The 24667-nt window shown below is 74.1% G+C and carries 23 protein-coding genes; 11 read left to right on the forward strand and 12 right to left on the reverse strand.

Translation table 11 applies throughout. The features are described from left to right. Nucleotides 1–31 precede the first annotated feature (31 nt). The gene (locus tag EDF32_RS10760) at nt 32–1045 is read left to right on the forward strand and encodes a TerC family protein (protein ID WP_123308547.1); all 1014 of its coding nucleotides are present in this window, start codon (nt 32–34) and stop codon (nt 1043–1045) included. A 10-nt stretch (nt 1046–1055) separates the two neighbouring features. Here EDF32_RS10760 and EDF32_RS10765 read toward each other — a convergent pair whose 3' ends face one another. The 3 genes from EDF32_RS10765 to EDF32_RS10775 are packed head-to-tail and all read right to left on the reverse strand — an operon-like array spanning nt 1056 to nt 4022. Further along, entirely contained in the window at nt 1056–1355 is a 300-nt protein-coding gene (locus EDF32_RS10765) for a YciI family protein (RefSeq protein WP_123308548.1), read from the reverse strand. A gap of 40 nt (nt 1356–1395) precedes the next feature. Continuing rightward, a complete protein-coding gene (locus tag EDF32_RS10770) occupies nt 1396–2112 on the reverse strand; it encodes an MBL fold metallo-hydrolase (protein WP_123308549.1) in 717 nt (238 codons plus the stop codon). Continuing rightward, entirely contained in the window at nt 2109–4022 is a 1914-nt protein-coding gene (locus EDF32_RS10775) for a glycoside hydrolase family 15 protein (protein ID WP_123308550.1), read from the reverse strand. Before EDF32_RS10775 ends, EDF32_RS10770 begins: the two co-directional genes overlap by 4 nt. 92 nt (nt 4023–4114) lie before the next feature. Here EDF32_RS10775 and uvrA point away from each other — a divergent pair, with 92 nt between their 5' ends. After that, complete coding sequence (gene uvrA / locus EDF32_RS10780) at nt 4115–6973, forward strand: excinuclease ABC subunit UvrA (protein WP_123308551.1); 2859 nt, start codon at nt 4115–4117, stop codon at nt 6971–6973. Between the two features lie 59 nt (nt 6974–7032). Here uvrA and EDF32_RS10785 read toward each other — a convergent pair whose 3' ends face one another. The 7 genes from EDF32_RS10785 to idi are packed head-to-tail and all read right to left on the reverse strand — an operon-like array spanning nt 7033 to nt 13537. Then, a complete protein-coding gene (locus EDF32_RS10785; RefSeq protein ID WP_123308726.1) occupies nt 7033–7539 on the reverse strand; it encodes an OsmC family protein in 507 nt (168 codons plus the stop codon). A 58-nt stretch (nt 7540–7597) separates the two neighbouring features. Next, nucleotides 7598–8824 carry a hydroxymethylglutaryl-CoA synthase gene (locus EDF32_RS10790; RefSeq protein ID WP_233565863.1) on the reverse strand — a complete coding sequence of 409 codons (1227 nt, stop codon included), beginning with the start codon at nt 8822–8824 and terminating at the stop codon, nt 7598–7600. Beyond that, nucleotides 8821–9891 (reverse strand): hydroxymethylglutaryl-CoA reductase, encoded by a 1071-nt coding sequence (locus tag EDF32_RS10795; protein WP_123308552.1) that lies wholly within the window; start codon nt 9889–9891, stop codon nt 8821–8823. The genes EDF32_RS10790 and EDF32_RS10795 overlap by 4 nt, the downstream gene beginning before the upstream one ends. Further along, nucleotides 9888–11012 carry a phosphomevalonate kinase gene (locus EDF32_RS10800; RefSeq protein ID WP_158614088.1) on the reverse strand — a complete coding sequence of 375 codons (1125 nt, stop codon included), beginning with the start codon at nt 11010–11012 and terminating at the stop codon, nt 9888–9890. The genes EDF32_RS10795 and EDF32_RS10800 overlap by 4 nt, the downstream gene beginning before the upstream one ends. Then, the gene (mvaD, locus tag EDF32_RS10805; protein ID WP_123308554.1) at nt 11009–11986 is read right to left on the reverse strand and encodes a diphosphomevalonate decarboxylase; all 978 of its coding nucleotides are present in this window, start codon (nt 11984–11986) and stop codon (nt 11009–11011) included. The genes EDF32_RS10800 and mvaD overlap by 4 nt, the downstream gene beginning before the upstream one ends. Then, the gene (gene mvk / locus EDF32_RS10810; RefSeq protein ID WP_123308555.1) at nt 11983–12981 is read right to left on the reverse strand and encodes a mevalonate kinase; all 999 of its coding nucleotides are present in this window, start codon (nt 12979–12981) and stop codon (nt 11983–11985) included. Before mvk ends, mvaD begins: the two co-directional genes overlap by 4 nt. Further along, the gene (idi, locus tag EDF32_RS10815) at nt 12971–13537 is read right to left on the reverse strand and encodes an isopentenyl-diphosphate Delta-isomerase (protein WP_233565864.1); all 567 of its coding nucleotides are present in this window, start codon (nt 13535–13537) and stop codon (nt 12971–12973) included. The genes mvk and idi overlap by 11 nt, the downstream gene beginning before the upstream one ends. 78 nt (nt 13538–13615) lie before the next feature. Between idi and uvrC the strand changes: the two genes are divergently transcribed. The 9 genes from uvrC (at nt 13616) to EDF32_RS10860 (ending at nt 22939) form a co-directional block, all read left to right on the forward strand. Further along, a complete protein-coding gene (gene uvrC / locus EDF32_RS10820; protein ID WP_123308557.1) occupies nt 13616–15664 on the forward strand; it encodes an excinuclease ABC subunit UvrC in 2049 nt (682 codons plus the stop codon). Beyond that, complete coding sequence (gene rapZ / locus EDF32_RS10825; protein WP_123308558.1) at nt 15661–16599, forward strand: RNase adapter RapZ; 939 nt, start codon at nt 15661–15663, stop codon at nt 16597–16599. The genes uvrC and rapZ overlap by 4 nt, the downstream gene beginning before the upstream one ends. Then, entirely contained in the window at nt 16596–17570 is a 975-nt protein-coding gene (gene yvcK, locus EDF32_RS10830) for a uridine diphosphate-N-acetylglucosamine-binding protein YvcK (RefSeq protein WP_123308559.1), read from the forward strand. Before rapZ ends, yvcK begins: the two co-directional genes overlap by 4 nt. 42 nt (nt 17571–17612) lie before the next feature. Continuing rightward, entirely contained in the window at nt 17613–18593 is a 981-nt protein-coding gene (whiA, locus tag EDF32_RS10835; protein WP_123308560.1) for a DNA-binding protein WhiA, read from the forward strand. A gap of 271 nt (nt 18594–18864) precedes the next feature. After that, nucleotides 18865–19869, forward strand: a complete 1005-nt coding sequence (gene gap / locus EDF32_RS10840) for a type I glyceraldehyde-3-phosphate dehydrogenase (RefSeq protein ID WP_123308561.1) — start codon at nt 18865–18867, stop codon at nt 19867–19869. A gap of 102 nt (nt 19870–19971) precedes the next feature. After that, complete coding sequence (gene pgk, locus EDF32_RS10845) at nt 19972–21171, forward strand: phosphoglycerate kinase (protein WP_123308562.1); 1200 nt, start codon at nt 19972–19974, stop codon at nt 21169–21171. Between the two features lie 121 nt (nt 21172–21292). Further along, entirely contained in the window at nt 21293–22084 is a 792-nt protein-coding gene (gene tpiA, locus EDF32_RS10850; RefSeq protein ID WP_123308563.1) for a triose-phosphate isomerase, read from the forward strand. A gap of 177 nt (nt 22085–22261) precedes the next feature. Then, on the forward strand, nt 22262–22504 hold the full coding sequence (gene secG, locus EDF32_RS10855) for a preprotein translocase subunit SecG (protein ID WP_123308564.1): 243 nt from the start codon (nt 22262–22264) through the stop codon (nt 22502–22504). 87 nt (nt 22505–22591) lie between these two features. Beyond that, nucleotides 22592–22939 carry an RNA polymerase-binding protein RbpA gene (locus EDF32_RS10860; RefSeq protein ID WP_123308565.1) on the forward strand — a complete coding sequence of 116 codons (348 nt, stop codon included), beginning with the start codon at nt 22592–22594 and terminating at the stop codon, nt 22937–22939. A 29-nt stretch (nt 22940–22968) separates the two neighbouring features. Here the strand turns inward: EDF32_RS10860 and pgl are convergent, their stop codons facing one another. Together pgl and EDF32_RS10870 are read right to left on the reverse strand one after the other, a co-directional pair. Next, nucleotides 22969–23718 (reverse strand): 6-phosphogluconolactonase, encoded by a 750-nt coding sequence (gene pgl, locus EDF32_RS10865; protein WP_123308566.1) that lies wholly within the window; start codon nt 23716–23718, stop codon nt 22969–22971. Beyond that, nucleotides 23715–24629, reverse strand: a complete 915-nt coding sequence (locus EDF32_RS10870; protein ID WP_123308567.1) for a glucose-6-phosphate dehydrogenase assembly protein OpcA — start codon at nt 24627–24629, stop codon at nt 23715–23717. Before EDF32_RS10870 ends, pgl begins: the two co-directional genes overlap by 4 nt. Between the last annotated feature and the right edge of the window lie 38 nt (nt 24630–24667).

Consider the following 24667-nt stretch of genomic DNA (forward strand, 5'->3'; position numbering starts at 1 on the left):
GTAGCTCGTCGTCCCTACCGGAGGTATACCCGTGGACGTCCCCGTCTGGGTCTGGATCGTCACCGTCGGCCTGATCGTGGCCATGCTCGCGTTCGACTACGTCGGCCACGTGCGCACGCCGCACGCCCCGAGCCTGCGCGAGGCCACCCGGTGGTCGCTCGCCTACGTCGCGGTCGCCGTCGCGTTCGGCGCCGTCGTGTGGGCCGCCTGGGGCTCGACGTACGGCGGCGAGTACTTCGCCGGGTACGTCACCGAGAAGAGCCTGTCCGTCGACAACCTCTTCGTCTTCGTGCTCATCATGACGTCCTTCAAGGTGCCGCGGCTCTACCAGCAGAAGGTCCTGCTGATCGGCATCACCATCGCCCTCGTGCTGCGCACGGTCTTCATCCTCGCCGGCGCCGCGCTGATCGCGAACTTCAGCTGGGTCTTCTACCTGTTCGGCGCGTTCCTGATCTACACGGCGTGGGCCCAGGCGCGCAGCGGAACGGAGCACGAGACCGAGTTCAAGGAGAACGGCGTCCTGCGCCTGGTGCGCCGGCTGTTCCCGACCACCGACGACTACGTCGAGGACCGCATGGTCACGAAGGTCGGGGGCAAGCGGTTCATCACGCCGATGCTGATCGTCATGGTCGCGATCGGCAGCGCGGACCTGCTGTTCGCGGTCGACTCGATCCCGGCGATCTTCGGCCTGACGCAGGAGACCTACCTGGTGTTCGCGGCGAACGCGTTCTCCCTGCTCGGGCTGCGCCAGCTCTACTTCCTCATCGACGGCCTGCTCGACCGGCTCGTCTACCTCGCCTACGGGCTCGCCGCGATCCTCGGGTTCATCGGGGTCAAGCTCGTCATCCACGCGCTGCACACCAACGAGCTGCCGTTCGTCAACGGCGGCGAGCACGTCGACGCGGTCCCGGAGATCTCGACGGGCGTCTCGCTCGCGTTCATCGCGGTGGTCCTGGTGGTCACCACGGTCGCGAGCCTCGCCAAGGACCGGCGGGACCGGCGGCGCGCAGCCCTGGGTGCCGGGGCGGACGGCGCTCCGGACTGACCGCGCCGCGTCAGGCGTGCGCGGCGAGGTCACCGATCACCGGCGACCATGCCCGCACGGTGCGGTCCTCGACGAGGCCGGCCCGCGCGAACGGGTCGGCCTCGAGGAGCGCCTCGGCCGCCTCGGGCCCCTCGACCGCGAGGAGCAGGAGGGCGCCGGGGCGCTGCCCCGGCGAGGGGAGCCATGGGCCGGACGCGACGAGCGTCCCGGCGTCGTGCAGGTCCGTGAGGAACGCGCGGTGCGCAGGGCGGGCCGCGTCGAGCTCCGCGGGCCGGTCGGGGTAGACATAGGTCACGGCGACGAGGGGCATGCCGCCAGTCTGGCAGACGGGCGTCGCGCCCGAGGGTCCTTCACCAGCCGCGGGCGCGCCACTGCGCCAGGTGCGGCCGTTCCGCGCCGAGCGTCGTGTCCGCGCCGTGCCCGGGATAGACCCAGGTGGCGTCGTCGAACCGGTCGAACACGCGCGAGGTCAGGTCGTCCATGAGCGTCGCGAAGCTCTCCGCCGACGTCGTGCGTCCGGGACCCCCGGGAAAGAGGGAGTCGCCCGTGAACAGGTGCACGCGTCCCGCCACGGCGTCGGGCTCCTCGACGGACGCGGGCTCGCGGTACGCCAGGGCGATCGATCCCGGCGTGTGCCCGCGCAGCGCGACGACCTCGAGCTGCGCGTGCCCGACGGCGACGAGGTCGCCGTGGGCGAGCGCCCCGACCGGGACGTCCGCCGCGGCGGCCACGGCCTCGGCGTCGGCCTCTCCCGCCAGCGCCGGCGCGCCCGTCACCGCGACGACGGCCGCCAGCGCGCCGAGGTGGTCGTGGTGGCGGTGCGTCGTCACGACGTGGGCGAGGCGGGCCGAGCCGGAGCCCTCGCGCACGAGCGCGAGGAGGCGGTCGGGGTCGGCGGCGGCGTCGACGAGCAGCTGCTCGCCCGAGCGCCGGCACGTGAGCAGGTAGGCGTCGTTGTCCATCGGGCCGACGGACGCCTTGCGCACGTCGATCTCGTCCAGGCGGCGCAGCGCCGAGGCGCCGCCGCCGTCCACGGCCCCGGAGTAGCCCCCGGCCGGCCGGCTCACCGGGCCGCCTCCTGGGCGGCGGGCTCCGCGGTGCGGGCGTTCCCCGCCCGCGCCCGCTCGACGCTGTGCACCGCGCGCACGAGGCCGAGGTGGGAGAAGGCCTGCGGGAAGTTCCCGACGAGGGTCCGGTCCGTGGCGTCGTACTCCTCGGCGAGCAGCCCGACGTCGTTCGCGAGGCCGACGAGGACGTCGAGCAGGCGCTCCGCCTCCTCGACCTGGCCCGTGCGGGCGAGCGCGTCCGCGAGCCAGAACGAGCAGGCGAGGAACGGGTGCTCGTCGCCGGGCAGCCCGTCGACGCCGGTCTCCGTGCGGTAGCGCAGCACCAGCCCGTCGTCCCGCTCGAGCTCGGCGCGCACGCGGGCGACGGTGCCGAGCACCCGCGGGTCGTCGGGGGGCAGGAACCCGACCTGGAGCATCTGCAGCAGCGAGGCGTCGGTGTGATGGGCGCCGTAGTGCTGCACGAACGAGCCCAGCCCGGCGTCGTAGCCGTGGGCGAGGACGTCCGCCTTGATCGCGTCGCGCTCGCGGCGCCAGCGCTCGAGCGGCCCGTCGAGGCCGTGGTCCTCGATCGCGCGGACCGCCTGGTCCACCGCGGCCCACGTCATGATCTTGGAGTGCACGAAGTGCTGCTCCGGGCCGCGGATCTCCCACAGCCCGCGGTCGGGGGTGCGCCAGCGCTCGAGCTGGTCGTCGACGAGGTGGACCTGCAGGGACCAGCTGTCCGCCGTCTCCTCGAGACCCGCGGCGCGCGCCATGGCGAGCGCGCTCATCACCTCGCCGAGCACGTCGTTCTGCATCTGCCCGACGGCGGCGTTGCCCACCCGCACGGGCAGCGAGCCCGCGTAGCCGGGCAGGTGGTCGAGCGTGCGCTCGGGCAGGTCGCGCCCGCCGTCCACGCCGTACATGATCTGCAGGTCCGCGGGGTCGCCCGCCACGGCGCGCAGGAGCCAGCTGCGCCACGCCGAGATCTCGTCCTGGTAGCCGGACTCGACCAGCGCCTCGAGCGTCAGCGCGGCGTCCCGCAGCCAGCAGTAGCGGTAGTCCCAGTTCCGCTCGCCGCCCGGGTCCTCCGGCAGGGACGTGGTCGCCGCGGCGACGATCCCGCCCGTCTCGCTGTTGGTCAGCAGGCGCAGGGTCAGCAGGGAGCGGACCAGCGGCTCGCGGTAGCGCCCGGTGTACGAGCACGTGTCGATCCAGGAGGTCCAGTGCGCGCGCGTCGCCTCGATGCGCTCGGCGAACCCCTGGCGCTCCGGCACGGGCTCCCACGACCGGGTCCACGTCACGGCGAGCTCGAGCGTCTCGCCCGCGGACATCTCGAACGTCTCCGCGTGCGTGTGGTCGGCGGCGGGCGGGAGCCGGTCGCCGCGCAGCAGCAGCGCGTCGGCCCCCGCGATGGCCCGGATGGCGGGGCGGCCCTCGTTCGCCGCCTCGTCGCCGATGCGGCGGACCCACGGCACGACCTGCCCGTAGGAGAAGCGCACCACCCACTCGTGCTCGACGCTCACCGTCCCCTCGAGGACCTCCAGCCGGCGCACGAGGTCGGCGGCGCCGTCGTGCACGGGCATGACGTCGGTGACGCGGGCGCGCCCCGTGGGCGAGGTGTAGGTGGTCACGAGGACGAACGTGTCGCCGTCGTAGCGGCGCTCGACGTCGGTCGCGTCCGGGACGGTGAGCAGCCAGCGGCCGTTGCGCTCGTCCCCGAGGAGCGCGGCGAAGCACGCCGGGTCGTCGACGCGCGGCAGGCACAGCCAGTCGACGGAGCCGCGCCGGCTGATCAGGGCGACGGTGGAGCCGTCGCCCACGACGGCGTAGTCGGCGACGGGGACGGGGTAGGGCGCTCGCGGACCCCGGGCTGCGTTCGCCCGGGCGCTCGGCCGGTTGCTCTCACGGGTGCTCTGCTGGGTGGTCATCGTCGGACAGTCTGCCGCGAGCGGTCCGGTTTCGGTAGCCGGGCGCGTCGAACGTCTGTACGACTGTCGGTGGGGGGCCGTACGATGCTGCGGTGGACAACCGCCTCGTCATCTCCGGCGCTCGAGAGCACAACCTGCGCGACGTCGACCTCGATCTTCCCCGCGACCGCCTGATCGTCTTCACCGGCCTGTCGGGCTCCGGCAAGTCGTCCCTCGCCTTCGACACGATCTTCGCCGAGGGCCAGCGCCGCTACGTGGAGTCGCTGTCCGCCTACGCGCGCCAGTTCCTCGGGCAGATGGACAAGCCCGACGTCGACTTCATCGAGGGGCTCTCGCCCGCGGTGTCGATCGACCAGAAGTCGACGAACCGCAACCCGCGCTCGACGGTCGGCACCATCACCGAGATCTACGACTACCTGCGCCTGCTGTTCGCGCGGACCGGCGTGCAGCACTGCCCCGTGTGCGGCGAGCGGATCATCGCCCAGACGCCGCAGCAGATCGTCGACCGGCTCCTCGAGCTCGAGGAGGGCACCCGGTACCAGGTGCTGGCGCCCGTCGTGCGCGGCCGCAAGGGCGAGTACGCGGAGCTGTTCGCCGAGCTGCAGACCAAGGGCTTCGCCCGCGCCCGGGTGGACGGCACGGTCGCGCAGCTCACCGAGCCGCCGACCCTCGAGAAGAAGCTCAAGCACGACATCGAGGTGGTCGTCGACCGGCTCGTCGCCCGCGAGGGCGTCCAGCGCCGGCTGACGGACTCCGTCGAGACGGCGCTCGGCCTCGCGGGCGGGCTGGTGCTCGTCGAGCTCGTCGACGCCGACGCGGACGACCCGGGCCGGGTGCGCAAGTTCTCCGAGAAGCGCGCCTGCCCCAACGACCACGAGCTCGCCCTCGACGAGATCGAACCGCGCACCTTCTCCTTCAACGCCCCCTACGGCGCGTGCCCGGAGTGCACGGGCATCGGCTTCCGCCTCGAGGTCGACCCGGAACTCGTGGTGCCCGACGACGAGAGGTCGCTGCGCGAGGGCGCCGTCGCGCCGTGGGCGCAGACCTCCTCCGAGTACTTCGAGCGCGTGCTGACGGCGCTCGCGGAAGATCTCGGCTTCTCCATGGACGCGCCCTGGCGCGCGCTGCCCAAGCGCGCGAAGGACGCGGTGCTGCACGGGCGCAACCACGAGGTGCACGTGCGCTACCGCAACAGGTGGGGGCGCGAGCGCCAGTACTCCACGGGCTTCGAGGGCGTGATCGCCTTCCTCCAGCGTCGCCACACCGAGACCGAGTCCGAATGGTCCAAGGACAAGTACGAGGCCTTCATGCGCGAGGTCCCGTGCCCGGCGTGCGACGGCACGCGCCTCAAGCCCGAGGTCCTGGCCGTGACCGTGGGGGGCCGCTCCATCGCCGAGGTCTGCCGCCTGCCGCTGCGCGAGGCGGGAGAGTTCCTCGGCGCGCTCGAGCTGGGCGCACGCGACCGTGCGATCGCCAACGAGGTGCTCAAGGAGATCAACGCCCGCATCGGGTTCCTCCTCGACGTCGGTCTCGACTACCTCTCGCTGGAGCGGCCGGCCGGCACGCTCTCCGGAGGCGAGGCGCAGCGCATCCGGCTCGCCACGCAGATCGGGTCCGGCCTGGTCGGCGTGCTGTACGTGCTCGACGAGCCGAGCATCGGTCTGCACCAGCGGGACAACCGCCGCCTGATCGACACGCTCGTGCGCCTGCGGGACCTCGGCAACACCCTGATCGTGGTGGAGCACGACGAGGACACCATCCGCACCGCCGACTGGATCGTGGACATCGGCCCCGGCGCGGGGGAGCACGGCGGGCACGTGGTGCACTCCGGCGACTATGCCGGCCTGCTCGAGGCCAAGGACTCGGTGACGGGGGCGTACCTCTCCGGGCGCCGGCACATCCCGATGCCGGCGCAGCGGCGCCCGGTCGACCGCAAGCGGCAGGTCACCGTCGTCGGCGCGCGCGAGCACAACCTGCGCGGGGTCGACGTCTCGTTCCCGCTCGGGACGTTCACCGCCGTCACGGGGGTCTCCGGCTCCGGCAAGTCGACGCTCGTGAACTCGATCCTCTATACCGTGCTGGCGAACGAGCTCAACGGAGCCCGGCAGGTGGCGGGCCGGCACCGCCGGGTCACGGGCCTCGACGACCTCGACAAGGTGGTGCACGTCGACCAGGGCCCGATCGGCCGCACCCCGCGGTCGAACCCGGCGACCTACACGGGCGTCTGGGACCACGTGCGCAAGATCTTCGCCGAGACCACCGAGGCGAAGGTGCGCGGGTACCTCCCCGGACGGTTCTCCTTCAACGTCAAGGGCGGGCGCTGCGAGGCCTGCTCGGGTGACGGCACGATCAAGATCGAGATGAACTTCCTGCCCGACGTCTACGTGCCGTGCGAGGTGTGCCACGGTGCGCGCTACAACCGCGAGACGCTCGAGGTGCACTTCAAGGGCAAGACGGTCGCCGACGTCCTCGACATGCCCATCGAGGAGGCCGCCGAGTTCTTCGCCGCCGTCCCCGCGATCTCCCGCCACCTGAAGACCCTGACCGACGTGGGTCTCGGGTACGTCCGGCTCGGCCAGCCCGCGCCGACCCTCTCGGGCGGCGAGGCGCAGCGCGTCAAGCTCGCGAGCGAGCTGCAGAAGCGCTCCTCGGGCCGCACCGTCTACGTGCTCGACGAGCCGACGACCGGCCTGCACTTCGAGGACGTCCGCAGGCTGCTCGGCGTGCTGCAGTCGCTGGCGGACAAGGGCAACACCGTGATCGTCATCGAGCACAACCTCGACGTGATCAAGAACGCCGACTGGGTGATCGACATGGGACCCGAGGGTGGCTCGGGCGGCGGGACGGTCGTGGCCGAGGGCACGCCGGAGCACGTGGCGACCGTGCCCGAGAGCCACACCGGGCGCTTCCTGGCAGAGGTCCTCGGGATCGAGACGCGCGCGAGCGCGTAGCGGGCGGGCGGTCCCGGGGGCCGTGGCTCAGGCGGCGCGACAGCGCGGGTCGCTGGCGCTCAGCCCGCGGTGCCGACTTCCGCGGTGCGCACCGTCGCGGGCTGGACGTGCACCGGGAAGCTCACCGAGCGGGCGAGGAAGCAGTGGTCGTGCGCCCGGGCGTGCAGGGCCGACAGCGTGGGGTCGTCGGCGAGGGCCGCGGTGCCGGCATCGACCGTGACGTGCGGGTGCAGCGTCACGTCGGTGAACTCGCCCGCGCCGGCCGCCTCGACGCGCATGGTTCCCGTGGCCTCGTCGACGTACTCGCGCACCACGACCCCGGCCGCCGAGGCGAGGTGCAGGAACCACAGCATGTGGCACTGCGAGAGGCTGGCGACGAAGAGCTGCTCGGGGCTGTGCCGCCCCGGGTCGCCGCGGAAGGCCGGGTCCGCCGACCCGAGCAGCGTCGGCAGCCCGTCGAAGCTGACCTCGTGGTCCCGCCCGTAGGCGGTGTAGCCGGACGTCCCGCTCGTCCCGGCGCCCGTCCAGCGGACCGTACCCGAATAGCTGTGCGTCGCCCCGGTCATGCCGGTCACGCTAGCCCCCCGGCGCCGGCCGCGCTCGGACGGTGCCGTCTCGTCCACATCAGCGCGTCGCCGGTTCGTTCCGCTCGTACTGGCGACGGTGCCCGTCGAGCCCGGCGTAGCGGAACGGGCCCGTCGTCCGGTGCGGGGTCACGAGGTCGGCCACGACGACGTCGTGCGCCGCGTGCAGCTCGAGGTATGCGGTGTCGGAGATCGGGGTGCGCGCGTCGAGCGCCGCCGTGGTCGCCCCGGGGTGCGTCGCCTCCCGGTAACCTTCCGGCACGATGCCGGTGAAGAGCTCGCACACGGCACCGGAGCCGTAGCTGACGAGCGCCACCCGCGAGCCCGGGTCGAGCTCCCCGCTGTCGAGCAGCGCCGCGAGGCCGACGTAGAGCGACGAGGTGTAGCTGTTGCCCGTGCGCCGGTTGTAGGTCGTCGTCGCGGCGATCTGCGCGTCGACGGCGTCGCGGTCGAGCCCGCTGCCGGCGACCTTCGCGAGATGGCGGTGCGCCTTCGTGGCCATCCGGGTGAACGGCTGGTGGTAGGCGAACGCGTCGATGTCCTCGAACGGCGCGCCGCCGCGCTCGGCGTAGTCGGCCCACGCGCCGCTCACGGCGCGCAGGTAGGCGTCGATCGAGGCGCGGCCGTCGACGAGCGCCGTGGAGCGGTGGTTCGGGCGCCAGAAGTCCATGACGTCCTCGGTGTGCACCCCGGTCACGGGCTCGATCTCCAGCAGCGCCGGGTCGGCGGTGACGAGCATGGCGACGGCGGCGGCGCCCTGGGTCGGCTCGCCCGACGAGTCGAGGTCGTAGCGCGCGACGTCGCTCGTGACGACCAGGACCTTCTCCGCGGGGTCGCGCGCGACGAGCGCGGCGGCCATCTGGAGCGCGGCGGTGCCCGAGTAGCAGGCCTGCTTGAGCTCGACGGTGCGCACGGTCGCCGGCAGACCCAGCAGGCGGTGGACGTAGACCCCGGCGGACTTCGACTGGTCGATCCCGGACTCGGTCGCGAAGAGCAGCGTGCGCAGGCCCTGCGTCCCGTGCCGCTCGACGACCGGCAGGGCGGCGGCGGCGGCGAGGGTGACGACGTCCTCGTCGGGCGCCAGGACGCTCATCTCGTCCTGGCCGAGGCCGACGTGGTACTTGGCGGGGTCGACGCCGTGGCGGGCGGCGATCTCGTCGAGACCGATGACGTGGCTGCCGGTCGCGACCGAGAGGTCGTGGATGCCGACGGGGTGCGTGCTCAGCGTGCTCTCCTCAGGGTCCGGGACCGGGCGCTCGCCCGTCACCGCTCGAACTTCACGTGCGCGGCCATGAGCTCGCCGGGGTTGGTCTGCGCGGCGAGCAGCGAGAGCTCGCCGCACCACACGGACGCGGCCGCCAGGGCCGCGAGGCGGCGGGCGTTCGCTCCGGGCTCGCGCTCCTCGCGGCACCCGAGCCGGGCGAGGTTCTCCTCGACGAAGTCCAGGCCCTTGCCGTTGCCCACGGTGCCGACGATGACGTTGGGGACGGTGCAGGAGAACGCCAGGTCGCCGTCGACGACCTCGGCCTGGGTCACGCCCTGCGACCCCTCGACGATGTTCGCGGCGTCCTGGCCCGTGGCGAGGTAGAACGCGAGCAGCATGTTCGCGTAGTGGGCGTTGGCGGAGCGCAGCCCGCCCGCCAGGATGGTCCCCACGAGGTTCTTGCGCGTGTTGAGGGTGGCGATGCGCTCGGGCGTCGAGCGCAGCTGGCGCTCGACGACGTCGCGCGGGATCGTCATCTGGGTGACGACGTTCTTGCCGCGCCCGAGGATCCCGTTGACCGCGGTGGCCTTCTTGTCCGAGCAGTAGTTCCCGGAGATGGACTCGTAGCGCAGGTCGGGCCAGGCCTGCAGCATCCAGGCCATCAGGCGGTCCGAGGCGAGGGTCGCCATGTTGTGCCCCGAGGCGTCCCCGGTGCGGAACTCGAAGCGCACGAACAGCAGGTCGCCGGCGATCTGGTGGTGCACGTCGATCAGGCGCGCGAAGCGGCTGGACCCCGCGACGACGTCCTGCGCCTCGTCGAGGCGGGCCTCGAGCTCGACGGCGACGCGCAGGGCGGCCTGTGCGCCGGGCGCGACGAACAGCACGGAGCGGCTCATCCGCTCGTCGACGACGGTGGTGCGCAGCCCGCCCTCGACGAGGCGGCTGATGCGCGCGCCGCGGCGCACCGACGGCCACAGCGGCGACTCGTAGGTCGCGAGCGGCACCTCGATCTCGCCCTGGACGGCGTTGCCGCTGACGCGGATCGGGCCCACCCAGCGCAGCGGGACGCGCGCGGCGCGCTCCTGCTCGCCCGCGGGGGCACCCTCCTGTGGGCGGTCCTGCACCGTCATCGTCTCTCCCTGTCAGTAGCGGTCGGCTGCCCGGCCGGTGCCGTGACGCGCAGGGGCAGCAGCTGCACGCCCGAGTCCCGCCACGCGGCGGTCATCGTGCCGGTCTCGTGCCCGGCGGGCAGCAGGGCGATGCCGCAGTCGCCGCCGCCTGCCCCGGAGGACTTGCCGGCGCCGCCGGCGCGCTCCGCCGCGTCCACCAGCGCGGTGAGCGCGGGCGTCTCGATCACGACGCCCGTGCGCCGGCCGTACGCGGTGAGCGCGCTGCGTGCGTCGCGGACCGCCCCGAGCATACGCCGCGCGTCGTCCGCACGGAGCGCCGCGGCGAGGGCCTCGACGGCGCGGTCGCTGCCCGTGCGCAGGTCGCGCAGGGCGTCGCGGCGGTCGGCGGCGGGCGAGCGGTCGTCGGGGGTCAGGGCGTCGGCGACGAGTCGGCGGCTGGAGGCGGGCACGCCCGTCCAGCCCACGTGCAGGTCCACGCTCGCGGGGGCGGGCAGGGCGGCGACGCCGAGGCCGGGCCAGTCCCGCTCGACGGCGGCCGGCAGCCCGTGCGCGGCGACGAGCGCCGCGACGGCCGCGCGGTCGGGCGAGGTGTAGCGCACCCACCCGCCGTGCGCGCTCGCGGCGAGGTCGCCCCCGGAGCCGGACGGGTCGTGCGTCACCTGGGCGGCGAGCGCCACCTTGAGGACGGCGAGGTCGGACAGGTCGAGGCCGTGGAGCGCGGCGACCGCGCGGACCGCCGCGACGGTGACCGCCGCGCTCGACCCCAGCCCGAGCTTGCGCCCGTCCTCGGCGTCCAGGGTGCTCGACACGGCGAGGTCGTAGCCCCGCGGGCGCCGACCGCGGGCGAGCGCGAGCGCGTCGGCGGCGCGCACGGCCGCGAGGACGGGCGCGGCCGTCGGGTCCGGGCGCGTCGGGACGAGGTCGCCGCGCTCGCGGACCCAGGCGAGCCCGCCCGTGGCGAGCTGCCGGGAGCGGACGGTTCCCGCGCCGTCGTCGGCCCGCTCGTGCAGGTCGACCGTGACGTAGCGGTCGACCGCCACCAGCACGGCCGCGCCACCGGGGTCCACGACGGCGTACTCCCCGGCGACGTAGAGCTTGCCGGGGGCCTGGACCCGGATCACGGCGTCTCGAGCCGGGCCGCGGGGCCGGCGCCGGCGACGAGCAGCCGGGCGCCGTCGACCTGGTCGGCCAGCGCCTGCGCGAGGGCCGCCCGGTGGCGCAGGCTGCACAGCACCTTGACGTTCGGCCCGGCGTCCATCGTGGCCCAGGCCTCGAGGCCGTCGCGGCGCAGCGCCTGCACGAGGTGCAGGACCGTGAGCGTGCCGGCGCTCCAGTACACGACGGGCGGGACGGCGCCGAGCATCGTCGCATGCATGCGCAGGGCGTTGTTCTCGGTGATCTCGCCGAGCCGGGCCAGGTCGCCGGCGCGCACCGCGGCGAGCGCGTCGGCCAGGTCCTGCGGGTTCTGCCGCGCCCACGCGGGGTAGAAGGGCGAGGTGTCCACGGTGCGGCGCATCGCGACCCGGCTGGAGACCGCCTTCTGCTCGCCGGTGAGGACGACGACGACCATCCCCAGCCCGAGGTCCGTGGCGACGGGCTCCGCGAACGACGAGGCGTCGTCGTGCCCGGCGTGCCAGACCGCGAGACCGCCGAAGACCGACCGGGAGGCGGACCCCGAGCCCCGGCGCGCGAGCCGGGACAGGTCGCGCTCGTCCAGCTCGAGGCCGTAGGCCCCCGCGGCGGCGAGGGCGAGGGCGGCGAAGCCGGAGGCCGAGGACGCCAGGCCCGCGCCCGTCGGGACGGTGTTGACCGTCGTCACGCGGGCGCGCTCCGTGCGCCCGGCGCGCTCGCGCACGAGGTCGAGGAACGTTGCCACGCGCTCGTGCGGGACGCCGGTGCTCGTGGCGCCGTCGAGCTCGACGGTGTCCTGGGCGGCCGCGGGGTCGAGGTCGACCGTCGTGCGGGTGGCCCCGGTGTCGAGCGTCAGGGACAGCGAGCCGGTGACCGGCAGCACGAGGTCCTCGTCGCGCTTGCCCCAGTACTTGACCAGCGCGATGTTCGGGTGGGCGACGGCCGTCGCGGTGCCGGCGCTCACGCGTCCTCCTCCAGCGGCGGCACGACCCACGTCCCGACGGCGCCCGCGGCCTCGAGGGCGCCGACGACGCGGTCCGCGTCCGCGGGGGTGGGGACGAGGGCGACGACGCAGCCGCCGAGCCCGCCCCCGGTGAGCTTGGCGCCGAGGGCCCCCGCGCCCTCGGCGGCGTCGACGAGCCGGTCGAGCGCCGGGTGCCCGACGCCGAGCTCGCCCAGCACGGCGTGCGCCTGCGACATGCGCGCGCCGAGCTCGCGGCGCCGGTCGTCGGCGAGGTCCGCGGCGCCCTCGGTGGTCAGGGTGGCGAGGCGGTCGAGCAGGGCCGTCGCCCGCGCGGGGTCGCGCTCCAGGAAGGCCTGGACGTCCGCGACGGCCTCCTTCGTCGCCCCGCGCACGCCCGAGTCGGCGACGACCAGGCAGGTGCCCAGCCGCACGGGCAGCCGCGTGCTGGTGCCGCTGCGGAAGAGCATGGCGCCCCGCGTGCGGGTCGCGCGGGCGTCGAGCCCGCTGGGGTTCCCGTGCGCGACGCGCTCGGCCTCCTGCACGAGGCGGTAGCGCGCCTCCTCGTCGAGGTCGGCGCCGGTGAGCCGCGCGAGCGCGTCGACGATCGCGTGAGCCGCCGCGGCGGACGCGCCGAGCCCGCGGCCCACGGGGATGCCGGTGCGCACGGCGACGTCGACGCCCGAGACCGGGAGCTCGAGGCGCTCGAGGGTGGCGCGCACGGCGGTGGCGAGGGACGCGAGGGCGGCGGGCACGGTGTCGATCGGGCCGACGTACTCCTCCGTGCGCAGCAGCGCCGGACCGGCGGCGCGCCGGACCTCGGCGGTGACCCGCAGGTGGGGCAGCGCCAGCGCGATCGCGGGCCTGCCGTGGACGACGGCGTGCTCGCCGAGGAGGATCACCTTCGCGTGCGCGCTGCCGACGGCCTCGTCGACGGGGCGGGCCGCGTGGGCGCCCCTGCCGGTGGCGCGCGGCGCGGCGCCGCGGTCAGCGAGCACCGTCGCTCCGGTCGAAGCCCCCGAAGCGGTCCGCGAGCACCGGCCGGACGGCGTCCCACACGTGCGGGAACCACGCCGTGAGCCCGTGCTCCTCGCGGACGGCGTCGAGACCGGCGGCGTCGACCCGGCGCACCGAGTCGACCTCGTCGGGCGCGGGGACCAGGGGGCCGACCAGCCGTGCGACGAACACGTGGTTGTACTCGTGCTCGGCGAGGCCGGAGCGCTCGTCGAGGACCTGGTACAGGACCGTGCCGACCTGCTCGACGTCCGTGAGCGCGGCGCCGAGCTCCTCGCGCGCGCGGCGCCGGACGGCGTCGGCCGGCTCCTCACCGGCGAACGGGTGGCCGCACGCGGTGTTCGTCCAGACCAGGGGGGAGTGGTACTTCGACGCGGCGCGACGCTGCAGGACGAGCCGGTCGTCGTCGTCGAACGCGAAGAGCGAGAACGCACGGTGCAGCACGCCGGGCGGCTGGTGGGCGGCGAGCTTCTCCATCTCACCGGTGGCGCGCCCCGCGGGGTCCACGGTCTCGACGAGGATCGGTCTGGTCTCGCTCACGGTCAAGATGTCTCTTCCGGTCGGCGTCGGGGAGCGCGGCGGGCGTCGCTGTCGGCGCCGCCACGTAGTGTTGATCCTATGGCCGACCCCGCCACCTACCGTCCCCGACCAGGCGAGATCCCTACCTCACCGGGCGTGTACCGGTTCCGCGACGAGCACGGCCGCGTCATCTACGTCGGCAAGGCGAAGAACCTTCGCCAGCGCCTGTCGAGCTACTTCCAGGACCTCGCGAACCTGCACCAGCGGACGCGCACGATGGTCACGACGGCGGCGTCCGTGGAGTGGACGGTCGTCGGGACCGAGGTCGAGGCGCTGACGCTCGAGTACACGTGGATCAAGGAGTTCGACCCGCGGTTCAACGTCAAGTACCGCGACGACAAGTCCTACCCCTACCTGGCCGTCACGCTCGGGGAGCAGGTCCCACGGGCCCAGGTGATGCGGGGGGCGAAGCGCCCCGGCACGCGGTACTTCGGCCCGTACGGGCACGCGTGGGCCATCCGCGAGACGCTCGACCTGCTGCTGCGCGTGTTCCCGGTGCGCACCTGCTCGGCGGGCGTGCTCAAGCGCGCGCAGCAGTCGGGGCGCCCGTGCCTGCTGGGCTACATCGACAAGTGCTCGGCCCCGTGCGTCGGGCGTGTGAGCCCCGAGGAGCACCGCCGCATCGCGGAGGACTTCTGCGACTTCATGGCGGGGGACACGGCGCGGTTCGTGCGGCGCGTCGAGGTGCGCATGCAGCAGGCCGCGGCCGCGATGGAGTACGAGCAGGCGGCACGCCTGCGCGACGACCTGGAGGCCCTGCGCCGCGCGACGGAGAAGAACGCCGTCGTCCTGACCGACGGTACGGACGCCGACGTCTTCGCCATGGCGGGCGACGAGCTCGAGGCCGCGGTCCAGGTCTTCCACGTGCGCGGCGGGCGCATCCGCGGCCAGCGCGGCTGGGTCGTCGAGAAGGTCGAGGACGCCACGGACGCGGATCTCGTCGAGCACCTGCTCCAGCAGGTCTACGGCGCGGCGGACGACTCGGCCGAGGCGGGGTCGGCCGCGGCGCGCGACGCGGTCCCGCGCGAGGTGCTGGTCCCCGTCCTGCCCCCCGACCCGGAGCAGGTCGCGACGTGGCTGCGCGGGATCCGCGGCTCGCGCGTCGACGTCCGTGTGCCCCAGCGGGGGGACAAGCGCGAGCTCGCCGAGACCGTGCGCAAGAACGCCGAGCACGCGCTCGCGCTGCACCGCACCCGGCGGGCCGGCGACCTGACGACCCGCAGCCGCGCGCTCTCCGAGATCCAGGAGGCCCTCGGGCTGGACAGCGCGCCCCTGCGCATCGAGTGCTACGACATCTCGACCACGCAGGGCACCCACCAGGTCGCCTCCATGGTCGTCTTCGAGGACGGCGCGGCGCGCAAGAGCGAGTACCGGCACTTCGCGATCCGCGGCGCCGAGGGCGACGGCGCGCGCGACGACACCGAGGCGATGCACGAGGTCATCACCCGCCGCTTCCGCCGGTACCTCACGGAGCGCGCCGGCTCGCCGGACCTGACCGTCGAGGATGCCGACGGCACCGTCCGGGCGCCGTCGGCCCCGCGCTCGGGCGAGGTCCCCGCCGAGGTGCCCGAGCGGGCCGCCCGGTTCGCCTACCCGCCGAACCTCGTCGTCGTCGACGGCGGCCCGCCCCAGGTCGCCGCCGCGCAGCGCGCCCTGGACGAGCTCGGCATCGACGACGTCGCCCTGTGCGGCCTCGCCAAGCGGCTCGAGGAGGTCTGGCTGCCCCACGACGACTACCCCGTCATCCTGCCGCGCACCTCCGAGGGCCTCTACCTCGTGCAGCGCCTGCGCGACGAGGCGCACCGCTTCGCCATCACCTACCACCGCAGCAGGCGCGGCCGCAGCATGACGGTCTCCGTGCTCGACGACGTCCCCGGGCTCGGCCCCGCGCGGCAGAAGGCGCTGCTCAAGGCGTTCGGCTCCGTGAAGCGGCTGCGCACCGCGAGCGTGGAGGAGGTCGCCGCCGTCAAGGGGATGGGGGAGCGCACCGCGCGCGCCGTCGTCGAGGCGCTGTCGGCGTCGGCGTCGGCGCCACGCCAGGACGACGACGCGGGCGAACGGGACGCGGCTGGCATGCTGGGCGCATGAGCACGGAACCCGACCCGACGACCGCACCGACCGGGGTCCCCGCCGCCGAGGCCGCGGCGAGCATGCCGGAGCCGACCGTCCGGGAGGTGCTGATCATCACCGGCATGTCGGGTGCTGGGCGCTCGCGGGCCGCCGCCGTGCTCGAGGACCTGGGCTGGTACGTCGTGGACAACCTCCCGCCGCGCATGCTGGTCCCGCTGGTCGACATGATGACGCGCTCGTCCTCGACGCTCGAGCAGGTCGCCGCGGTCGTCGACGTCCGCGGGCGCGAGTTCTTCGTCGACCTGCTCGACGTGCTCGACCACCTCGCGCAGAGCGGCGTCGACCACCGGATCCTGTTCCTCGACGCGGACGACCCCGCGCTGGTCCGTCGCTTCGAGCAGGTCCGCCGGCCGCACCCGCTGCAGGGCGGTGGTCGCATCCTCGACGGCATCGGGGCAGAGCGCCGGCTGCTGTCGGCGGTGCAGGAACGCTCCGACACGGTCATCGACACCACGGGCATGACCGTCCACGACCTCGCGCGGGCGGTGCGCGACGCGGTCACCCGCGGCATCACCCCCGTCCTGCACATCACGATCGTCTCGTTCGGCTTCAAGTACGGGATCCCCCTGGACGCCGACCACGTGGTCGACGTCCGGTTCCTCGCCAACCCCTACTGGGTCAGCGAGCTGCGCCACCTCACCGGTCGCGACGCCCCGGTGCGCGACTACGTGCTGGCGCTGCCCGGCGCGAAGGTCTTCGTCGAGCGGTACTCCCACGCTCTGGAGCCGGTCCTGGCCGGGTACCTGGACGAGGAGAAGCGCTACGCGACGATCGCGGTCGGCTGCACGGGCGGCAAGCACCGCTCCGTGGCGGTCGCGGACGAGCTGGCAGGCCGGCTGCGCGACGCGGGGCACCGCGTCACCGTGGCGGCCCGGGACCTGGGCAAGGAATGATCGAGCCGGGGTCGCCGACCGTCGTCGCCCTCGGCGGAGGCCACGGCCTCGCGGCGACGCTGTCCGCGCTGCGCCTGATGAGCGACCGGATCACCGCCGTCGTCACGGTCGCGGACGACGGCGGCTCGTCGGGCCGCCTGCGCGACGAGCTGGACGTGCTCCCGCCGGGCGACCTCCGCATGGCGCTCGCGGCCCTGTGCGACGACTCCGACTGGGGCCGGACGTGGCGGGACGTGCTCCAGCACCGGTTCACCTCCGCCGGGGACCTCGACCAGCACGCGGTGGGGAACCTGCTCATCGTGGCGCTCTGGGAGCTGCTGGACGACCCGGTCGCGGGCCTGGACTGGGTCGGGCGGCTGCTGAACGCCCGGGGCCGGGTGCTGCCGATGGCGTCCGTCCCGCTGCTCATCGAGGCCGATGTCCGGGACCCGGTCACGGGGCTCGCCCGCGTGGTCTCCGGCCAGAGCCGCGTGGCGCTCACGACCGACCGCATCGAGCAGCTGCGCCTCGTGCCGAACGACCCGCCCGCCTGCGCGGAGTCCGTGGCGGCGATCCTCGACGCCGACTGGGTGGTGCTCGGCCCGGGGTCGTGGTTCTCCTCGGTCCTGCCGCACCTGCTCGTCCCGGAGATCTCCGCAGCGCTGCACCGCACGCGCGCGCGGCGCTGCATCACCCTGAACCTGGAGAGCGACGACGGCGAGACGTACGGCCTGACGGCCACCGACCACCTGGACGTGCTGCGCGCCCACGCGCCCGGGCTGCGCATCGACGCGGTGGTGGCCGACCCGACGTCCGTGGAGGACGTCGGCGCCCTGAGCGCGGCGACGGCCGAGCTGGGCGCGGACCTGCTGCTGCGCCAGGTGCGGCGCGGGGACGGGTCCGCACGCCACGACCCCCTGCGCCTCGCGGCCGCCTACCGCGACGTCTTCGAGGGCGTCGTGGGGGACGTGCCGTACGGCCGCCGGGACTGACGACGGTGCACGGCGCTCCGTGACGGATGGCAGGATGTCGCCATGGCGCTCACGGCACAGGTCAAGGACGAGATCGCCCGGGTGAAGGTCGACCGCACCTCCTGCCGTCGGGCCGAGGTGTCGGCGACGCTCCGCTTCTCCGGGGGCCTGCACATCATCTCCGGGCGCATCGTCATCGAGGCGGAGCTGGACACGGAGCGCGCGGCCGCCCGGCTGCGGACCGCGATCAGCGAGCTCTACGGGCACGTGAGCGACCTCATCGTCGTCTCGGCCGGCGGCCTGCGCCGCACGAACCGCTACGTCGTGCGCGTCGTGCGCAACGGTGAGTCGCTCGCGCGGCAGACCGGGCTGCTCGACTCGCGCGGGCGCCCGGTGCGCGGGCTGCCCCCGCAGGTCGTCTCGGCCGGCGTCGCCGAGTCCGAGGCGGCGTGGCGGGGCGCGTTCCTCGCGCACGGCTCGCTCACCGAGCCGGGGCGGTCCTCGGCGCTGGAGGTCACCTGCCCGGGTCCCGAGGCGGCGCTCGCCCTCGTGGGCGCGGCCCGGCGCCTCGGCGTGGCCGCCAAGGCCCGGGAGGTGCGGGGGATCGACCGCGTGGTCATCCGCGACGGGGACGCGATCCACACGATGCTCGTGCGCCTCGGCGCCACGGACTCGGTCGAGGTCTGGGAGGCGAGGCGCCAGCGCCGGGAGGTCCGCGGCACCGCGAACCGGCTCGCGAACTTCGACGACGCGAACCTGCGGCGCTCCGCCCGTGCCGCGGTGGCGTCGGGCGCCCGGGTCGAGCGGGCGTTCGAGATCCTCGGGGACGACGTGCCCGAGCACCTGCGCGAGGCCGGCGAGCTGCGCCTCGCGCACAAGGAGGCGTCCCTCGAGGAGCTGGGCCGGCTCGCGGAGCCGACGCTGACCAAGGACGCCGTCGCCGGGCGCATCCGGCGCCTGCTCGCGACGGCCGACAAGCGGGCTGCGGAGCTCGGGGTGGCGGACACCGAGGTCGGCCTCGGACCGGACGCGCTCGACGTCTGAGGCCACCGGGCGCCCCGTCTCACGGGTTGACGCCGAGTCGGTGTTCGGTCGCGTCCGCGTATAGGATCGGTACGTCTGGTCCGGCCGCGTCGACGCGCCTCCGGCGCGCACCGCGCACCGGGACGCCCGCCACGGCGACGAGACCCGCTGTCCCGGCGTCGTCATGGCGCCCCGGGGGAGTCTCGGCCAGCATCGGCGTACGCCGTCGTACGTAATCGTTCGGAATCAACCGTTCGCGTCGGCAGACCCGGCGCGCACTTGGGAGGGCACTGTGACCATCCGCGTCGGCATCAACGGCTTCGGCCGAATCGGCCGGAACTACTTCCGCGCGATCATCGCGTCGGGGGCGGACATCGAGATCGTGGGGGTCAACGACCTCACGGACAACAAGACGCTCGCGCACCTGCTGAAGTACGACACCGTCCTGGGGCGCTTCCCCCAGACCGTGGACTTCGACGAGACCTCGATCATCGTCGACGGCAAGGCCATCCGCGCCCTCGAGGAGCGCGACCCGGCGAACCTGCCGTGGGCCGAGCTCGGCGCCGACATCGTCATCGAGTCGACCGGCTTCTTCACCGACGCCACCAAGGCCAAGGCGCACATCGACGCCGGTGCCAAGAAGGTCATCATCTCCGCCCCGGCGAAGAACGAGGACGCCACGTTCGTCATGGGCGTCAACGACGACCAGTACGACGCCGCCGTGCACCACATCATCTCCAACGCGTCGTGCACCACGAACTGCCTCGCCCCGCTCGCGAAGGCGCTCAACGACTCCATCGGCATCGAGCGTGGCCTCATGACCACGATCCACGCCTACACCGGTGACCAGAACCTGCAGGACGGCCCGCACAAGGACCTGCGCCGTGCCCGTGCCGCCGCGCAGAACATCGTCCCCACCACGACCGGCGCCGCCAAGGCCGTCGCGCTCGTGCTCCCGGAGCTCAAGGGCAAGCTCGACGGGTACGCGCTGCGCGTCCCGACGATCACCGGCTCCGCGACGGACCTGACGTTCACCGCCTCGAAGGAGACGACGATCGAGGAGGTCAACGCCGCGGTCAAGGCCGCCGCCGAGGGCCCGCTCAAGGGCGTGCTCGCCTACGTCGAGGACGAGATCGTCTCCTCGGACATCGTGACGGACCCGCACCAGAGCATCTTCGACTCGAAGCTCACCAAGGTGATGGGCGACCAGGTCAAGGTCGTCTCCTGGTACGACAACGAGTGGGGCTACTCCAACAGCCTCGTCGCGCTCACCGCCAAGGTCGGCAGCGCGCTCTGATCGTTCCCTCGATCACGTGAGTATCCAGCGTCCGCGTGCACGGACGGCCCTGCGGCCGCCGGTGCACGCGGACGTTCTCTTTGCTACGACTGGAGAACACCTGTGAAGACCATCGCCGACCTCGGGGACCTCGCCGGCAGGCGCGTCCTCGTCCGCTCCGACTTCAACGTCCCCCTCGACGGGACCACCATCACCGACGACGGGCGCATCCGCGCCGCGCTGCCGACCCTCGAGCGCCTGGTCGCCGCGGGCGCTCGCGTCGTGGTCACCGCGCACCTCGGCCGGCCGAAGGGCACGCCGGAGGAGAAGTACTCGCTCGCCCCGGTCGCGGCGCGCCTCGGCGAGCTGCTCGGCCAGGACGTCGCGCTGGCGGGCGACCTCGTCGGGCCGTCGGCCCACGACACCGTGGCGGCACTGACCGACGGCCAGGTCGCCCTCCTCGAGAACGTCCGCTTCGACGCGCGCGAGACCTCGAAGGTCGACGCCGAGCGTGCGGAGCTCGCGGGCGAGCTCGCCGAGCTCGCGGACGTGTTCGTCTCGGACGGCTTCGGGGTCGTGCACCGCAAGCAGGCCTCGGTCTACGACGTCGCACAGGTGCTGCCCGCCGCGGCCGGCGAGCTCGTGCTCGCGGAGGTCGAGGCGCTCTCGCGCGCCACGACCGCTCCCGAGCGGCCCTACGTCGTCGTCCTCGGCGGCTCGAAGGTCTCCGACAAGCTCGGCGTGATCGCCAACCTGCTCGAGAAGGCCGACAAGCTGCTCGTCGGTGGCGGGATGGTCTTCACGTTCCTGGCCGCGCAGGGCCACGAGGTCGGCAAGTCCCTCCTCGAGGAGGACCAGATCGAGACCGTCAAGGGCTACCTGGCGACCGCGGCCGAGAAGGGCGTCGAGATCGTGCTCCCGCAGGACGTCGTCGCCGCGACGGCGTTCGCCGCCGACGCGGAGCACGACGTCGTCCCGGCCGACGCGATCCCCGCGGACCGTCTGGGCCTGGACATCGGCCCCGAGGCCGGTGCCGCGTTCGCCGCCGAGATCGCGGCGGCCCGGACCGTCGTGTGGAACGGCCCGATGGGCGTGTTCGAGATGGACGCCTTCGCCGCAGGGACCCGGGCGGTCGCGCAGGGCCTGGTGGACTGCACCGCGGCGGGCGGCTTCACGATCGTCGGCGGCGGGGACTCCGCCGCGGCCGTACGCACCCTCGGCTTCGACGAGGCGGGGTTCAGCCACATCTCCACCGGCGGCGGCGCGAGCCTCGAGCTGCTCGAGGGCAAGGTCCTGCCGGGCCTCGCCGTCCTCGAGGGCTGACGCCCCGGTCCCGGTGCGGCGCGACCGCACCGGGACCCCGCGCACGGGCCTGCCCCGGGCGCGACGAACGACCGCACCCGCGCGCCGCGCGGGTGCCTCCCGACCGAGAAAGGCACACACCGTGGCCGACCGCACCCCGCTGATCGCGGGCAACTGGAAGATGAACCTCGACCACCACCAGGCGACGCACCTCGTGCAGAAGCTCGCGTGGACGCTCAAGGACGCCAAGCACGACGCGTCGGCCGTGGAGGTCGTGGTGCTCGTGCCGTTCACCGACCTGCGCAGCGTGCAGACCCTCGTGGACGCCGACAAGCTGGACCTGCGCTACGGCTCGCAGGACATCTCGGCCCGCGAGTCGGGCGCGTACACCGGAGAGGTCTCCGGATCGATGCTCGCGAAGCTCGGCGTCGCCTACGCCGCCGTCGGGCACTCGGAGCGCCGCGAGCACCACGGCGAGGACGAGTCCGCGACGCGGGCCAAGGTCGCGGCCGCGTTCGCCAACGGCATCGTGCCGATCCTCTGCGTCGGCGAGGGCCTCGACGTGCGCAAGGCCGGGGACCAGGTCGCGCACACGCTCGCGCAGGTCGACGGCGCGCTCGAGGGCCTGCCCGCCGAGCAGGCGGCCCGCGTCGTCGTCGCCTACGAGCCTGTGTGGGCCATCGGCACCGGCGAGGTCGCGACCCCCGAGGACGCCCAGGAGGTCTGCGGGGCGATCCGCGCCCGGCTGGCCGAGCTCTACGACGCAGAGCTCGCGAACGGCGTGCGGGTGCTGTACGGCGGCTCGGTGAAGTCCGGGAACGTGGCCGCGATCATGGCCCAGCCCGACGTGGACGGCGCGCTCGTCGGTGGCGCGAGCCTCGACGCCGAGGAGTTCGCGAAGATCGTGCGGTTCGAGGAGCACCCGGCCGCCTGACCGGCGCCCCGCCCACGGACCCGGCCCCGAGGGCCGCCTGCCCCGACCGTCGCCCACCGCGCGGCGCGGGGGTTGGCCCCCGGGGCCGTTCGTCGCCTACCCTGTCCCACGAGCCGCGAGCGGCTCGCTGACGCCGGCCCGCCCCCGCGGGCCCCGAGAACCGAGGTCGTAAACCACGTGGACGTGCTGCGCATCATCCTCCAGGTCGTGCTGGTGATCACCAGCGCGTTCCTGATCCTTCTCGTGCTCCTGCACAAGGGCAAGGGCGGTGGCCTCTCCGACATGTTCGGCGGGGGAGTCACGAGCAGCGTCGGCAGCTCCGGCGTCGCCGAGCGCAACCTCAACCGGATCACCGTCGGCTTCGCCCTGACCTGGGGCGTCGTGATCGTCCTGCTCGGGCTCATCCAGAAGATCAGCTGACCTCGTCCTTCGGCGCCACGCGCCGGGGACGGTCGCGCCGGCGTCGTCGCCGAGGACGCTCGAGCACACTCGAAGGGGAGTTCAACCGTGGCAGGTGGTAGCGCCATCCGTGGGTCGCGCGTCGGGGCAGGCCCGCTCGGCGAGTCCGAGCGCGGGGAGGCGGCGCCGCGCGTGCGGGTCTCCTACTGGTGCGCCAACGGGCACGAGACGACGCCGAGCTTTGCCGCGCAGCCGGAGCTCGCCGCTCCCGTGACGTGGGACTGCCCGCGCTGCGGGCTGCTCGCCGGGCAGGATCGCGACGCGCCGCCGGCGCCCGTGCGCAACGAGCCGTACAAGACCCATCTCGCGTACGTGAAGGAGCGCCGCTCCGAGGAGGACGGCGTCGCCCTCCTCGACGAGGCGCTCGCCGCGCTGCGCGCCCGCCGCGGCAGCTGACGTCCCCCGGCGCTCGGGCACCCCAGCGGCTACAGGCCGCCCGCGGCGGCGGCGTCGAGCAGCCACAGCGTGCGCGAGCTGCCCCGGGCGCCGGACGCCGGTGCCTCGGTGACCGGCGCGCCCCCGAGCGCGGACGCGACGGCGTCGGCCTTCTCCGCACCCGCGGCCACGACCCACACCTCGCGCGCGGCAGCGATGGCCTCGAACGTCAGCGACACGCGCTCGGGCGGTGGCTTCGGCGACCCGTGCACGCCCACGACGGTGGTACCGGCCGCCTCGAGAGCCTCGTGCCCGGGGAAGAGCGAGGCGACGTGCGCGTCCGGTCCCATCCCGAGGAGCAGCACGTCGAACGCCGGCACCCCGGCACGCTCGTCCCCGGCGTTCTCGGCGAGCTCGGCGGCGTAGGCCGTGGCCGAGTCCTCGGGAGTCGGGACGCCCTCGGACCGGGCGGCCATCGGATGGACGTTCGGCGCGGGCACCGGCAGCGCGTCGATCATCGCCTCGCGCGCCTGGGTCTCGTTGCGGTCCGGGTCGCCGTCGGCGAGGAACCGCTCGTCGCCCCACCACAGGTGGACGCCGTCCCAGTCCACGGCCGCGGCGACCGGGTCCTGCGCGAGCGCGGCGAGCGTCCGGGTCCCGACGGTCCCGCCGGTGAGCACGACGTGCACGGGCGAGCGGACCGACTGCACGTCGAGGATGCGCGTGAGCAGCCGGGCCGCCGTCGCGCGGGCGAGGAGCCCGGCGTCGGGGTGGACGACGACGAAGCGCTCGTCGGTCACTGGTCGACCTCGTGCAGCGCGTCGACCAGGATCTCGCCGTAGACCTCGTCGGGGTCCAGGCGCCGCAGCTCCTCGGTGAGGCACTCGTGCAGACCCCGCAGCGGCAGCGAGAGGCTGCGCGCCGGCTTGCCGGGCTCGGTGAGGGTGGTCGTGCCGCCGTCGGGCCGCTCGATGACGATCGACCCGCCGTCCCGCTCGAGCTCGACCCGCGTGATGCCCTGCAGGTCGTGCTGGCGGTCGGCGGTGGCGGGGCAGCCGAGCTGGTGCCCGAGCCACGCGGCGAGGAGGACGACGGAGGGGTGGTCGTGCTCGCCGGTGACCCGCACGGAGGTGACGGGCAGGTACGGCGGCTGGTCGAGCGCCGCGGCGATCAGGCCGCGCCACAGCGTGATGCGGGTCCACGACAGGTCGGTGTCCCCGGGCCGGTGGTGGTCGCGCAGGCGCTCGAGGGAGCTACGGGGGTCCCGCGTGCCGAGGGCGTCGGTGATGCGCCGGCTGCCCATGCGCCCGAGCGGGTCGCCGCCCGGGTCGCCGGGGACCTCACCGGGCCACCAGACGACGATGGGCGCGTCGGGCAGCAGCAGCGGCATGACGAGCGTGTCCGGGTGGGCGCGCAGCTCGCCCGACGGGCGCAGCACCACGACCTCGCTCGCGCCGGCGTCCCCGCCGATGCGGATCTGGGCGTCGAGCCCCGGGTCCTGGCGGGCCGACGGAGCGATGACCACGATCCGGCAGGGGTGCTCGCGGCTCGCGTCGTTCGCCGCGGCGACGGAGGCCTCGAGGGACTCCTCGTCGGTCTTGATGATGAGGGTCAGGACGCGCCCGAGGGCGACGGCACCGCCCTCGTCGCGCAGGTTCACGAGGCGCTTGCTGACCGCGTTGGTCGTGGTCTGGGGGATGTCGATGATCATCGCGCTGTCCTTGTCCGGTCTGTCCGGTCGGTCTGGTC

It is taken from the genome of Cellulomonas sp. PhB143 (assembly GCF_003752595.1).
Classification (GTDB): domain Bacteria; phylum Actinomycetota; class Actinomycetes; order Actinomycetales; family Cellulomonadaceae; genus Paraoerskovia.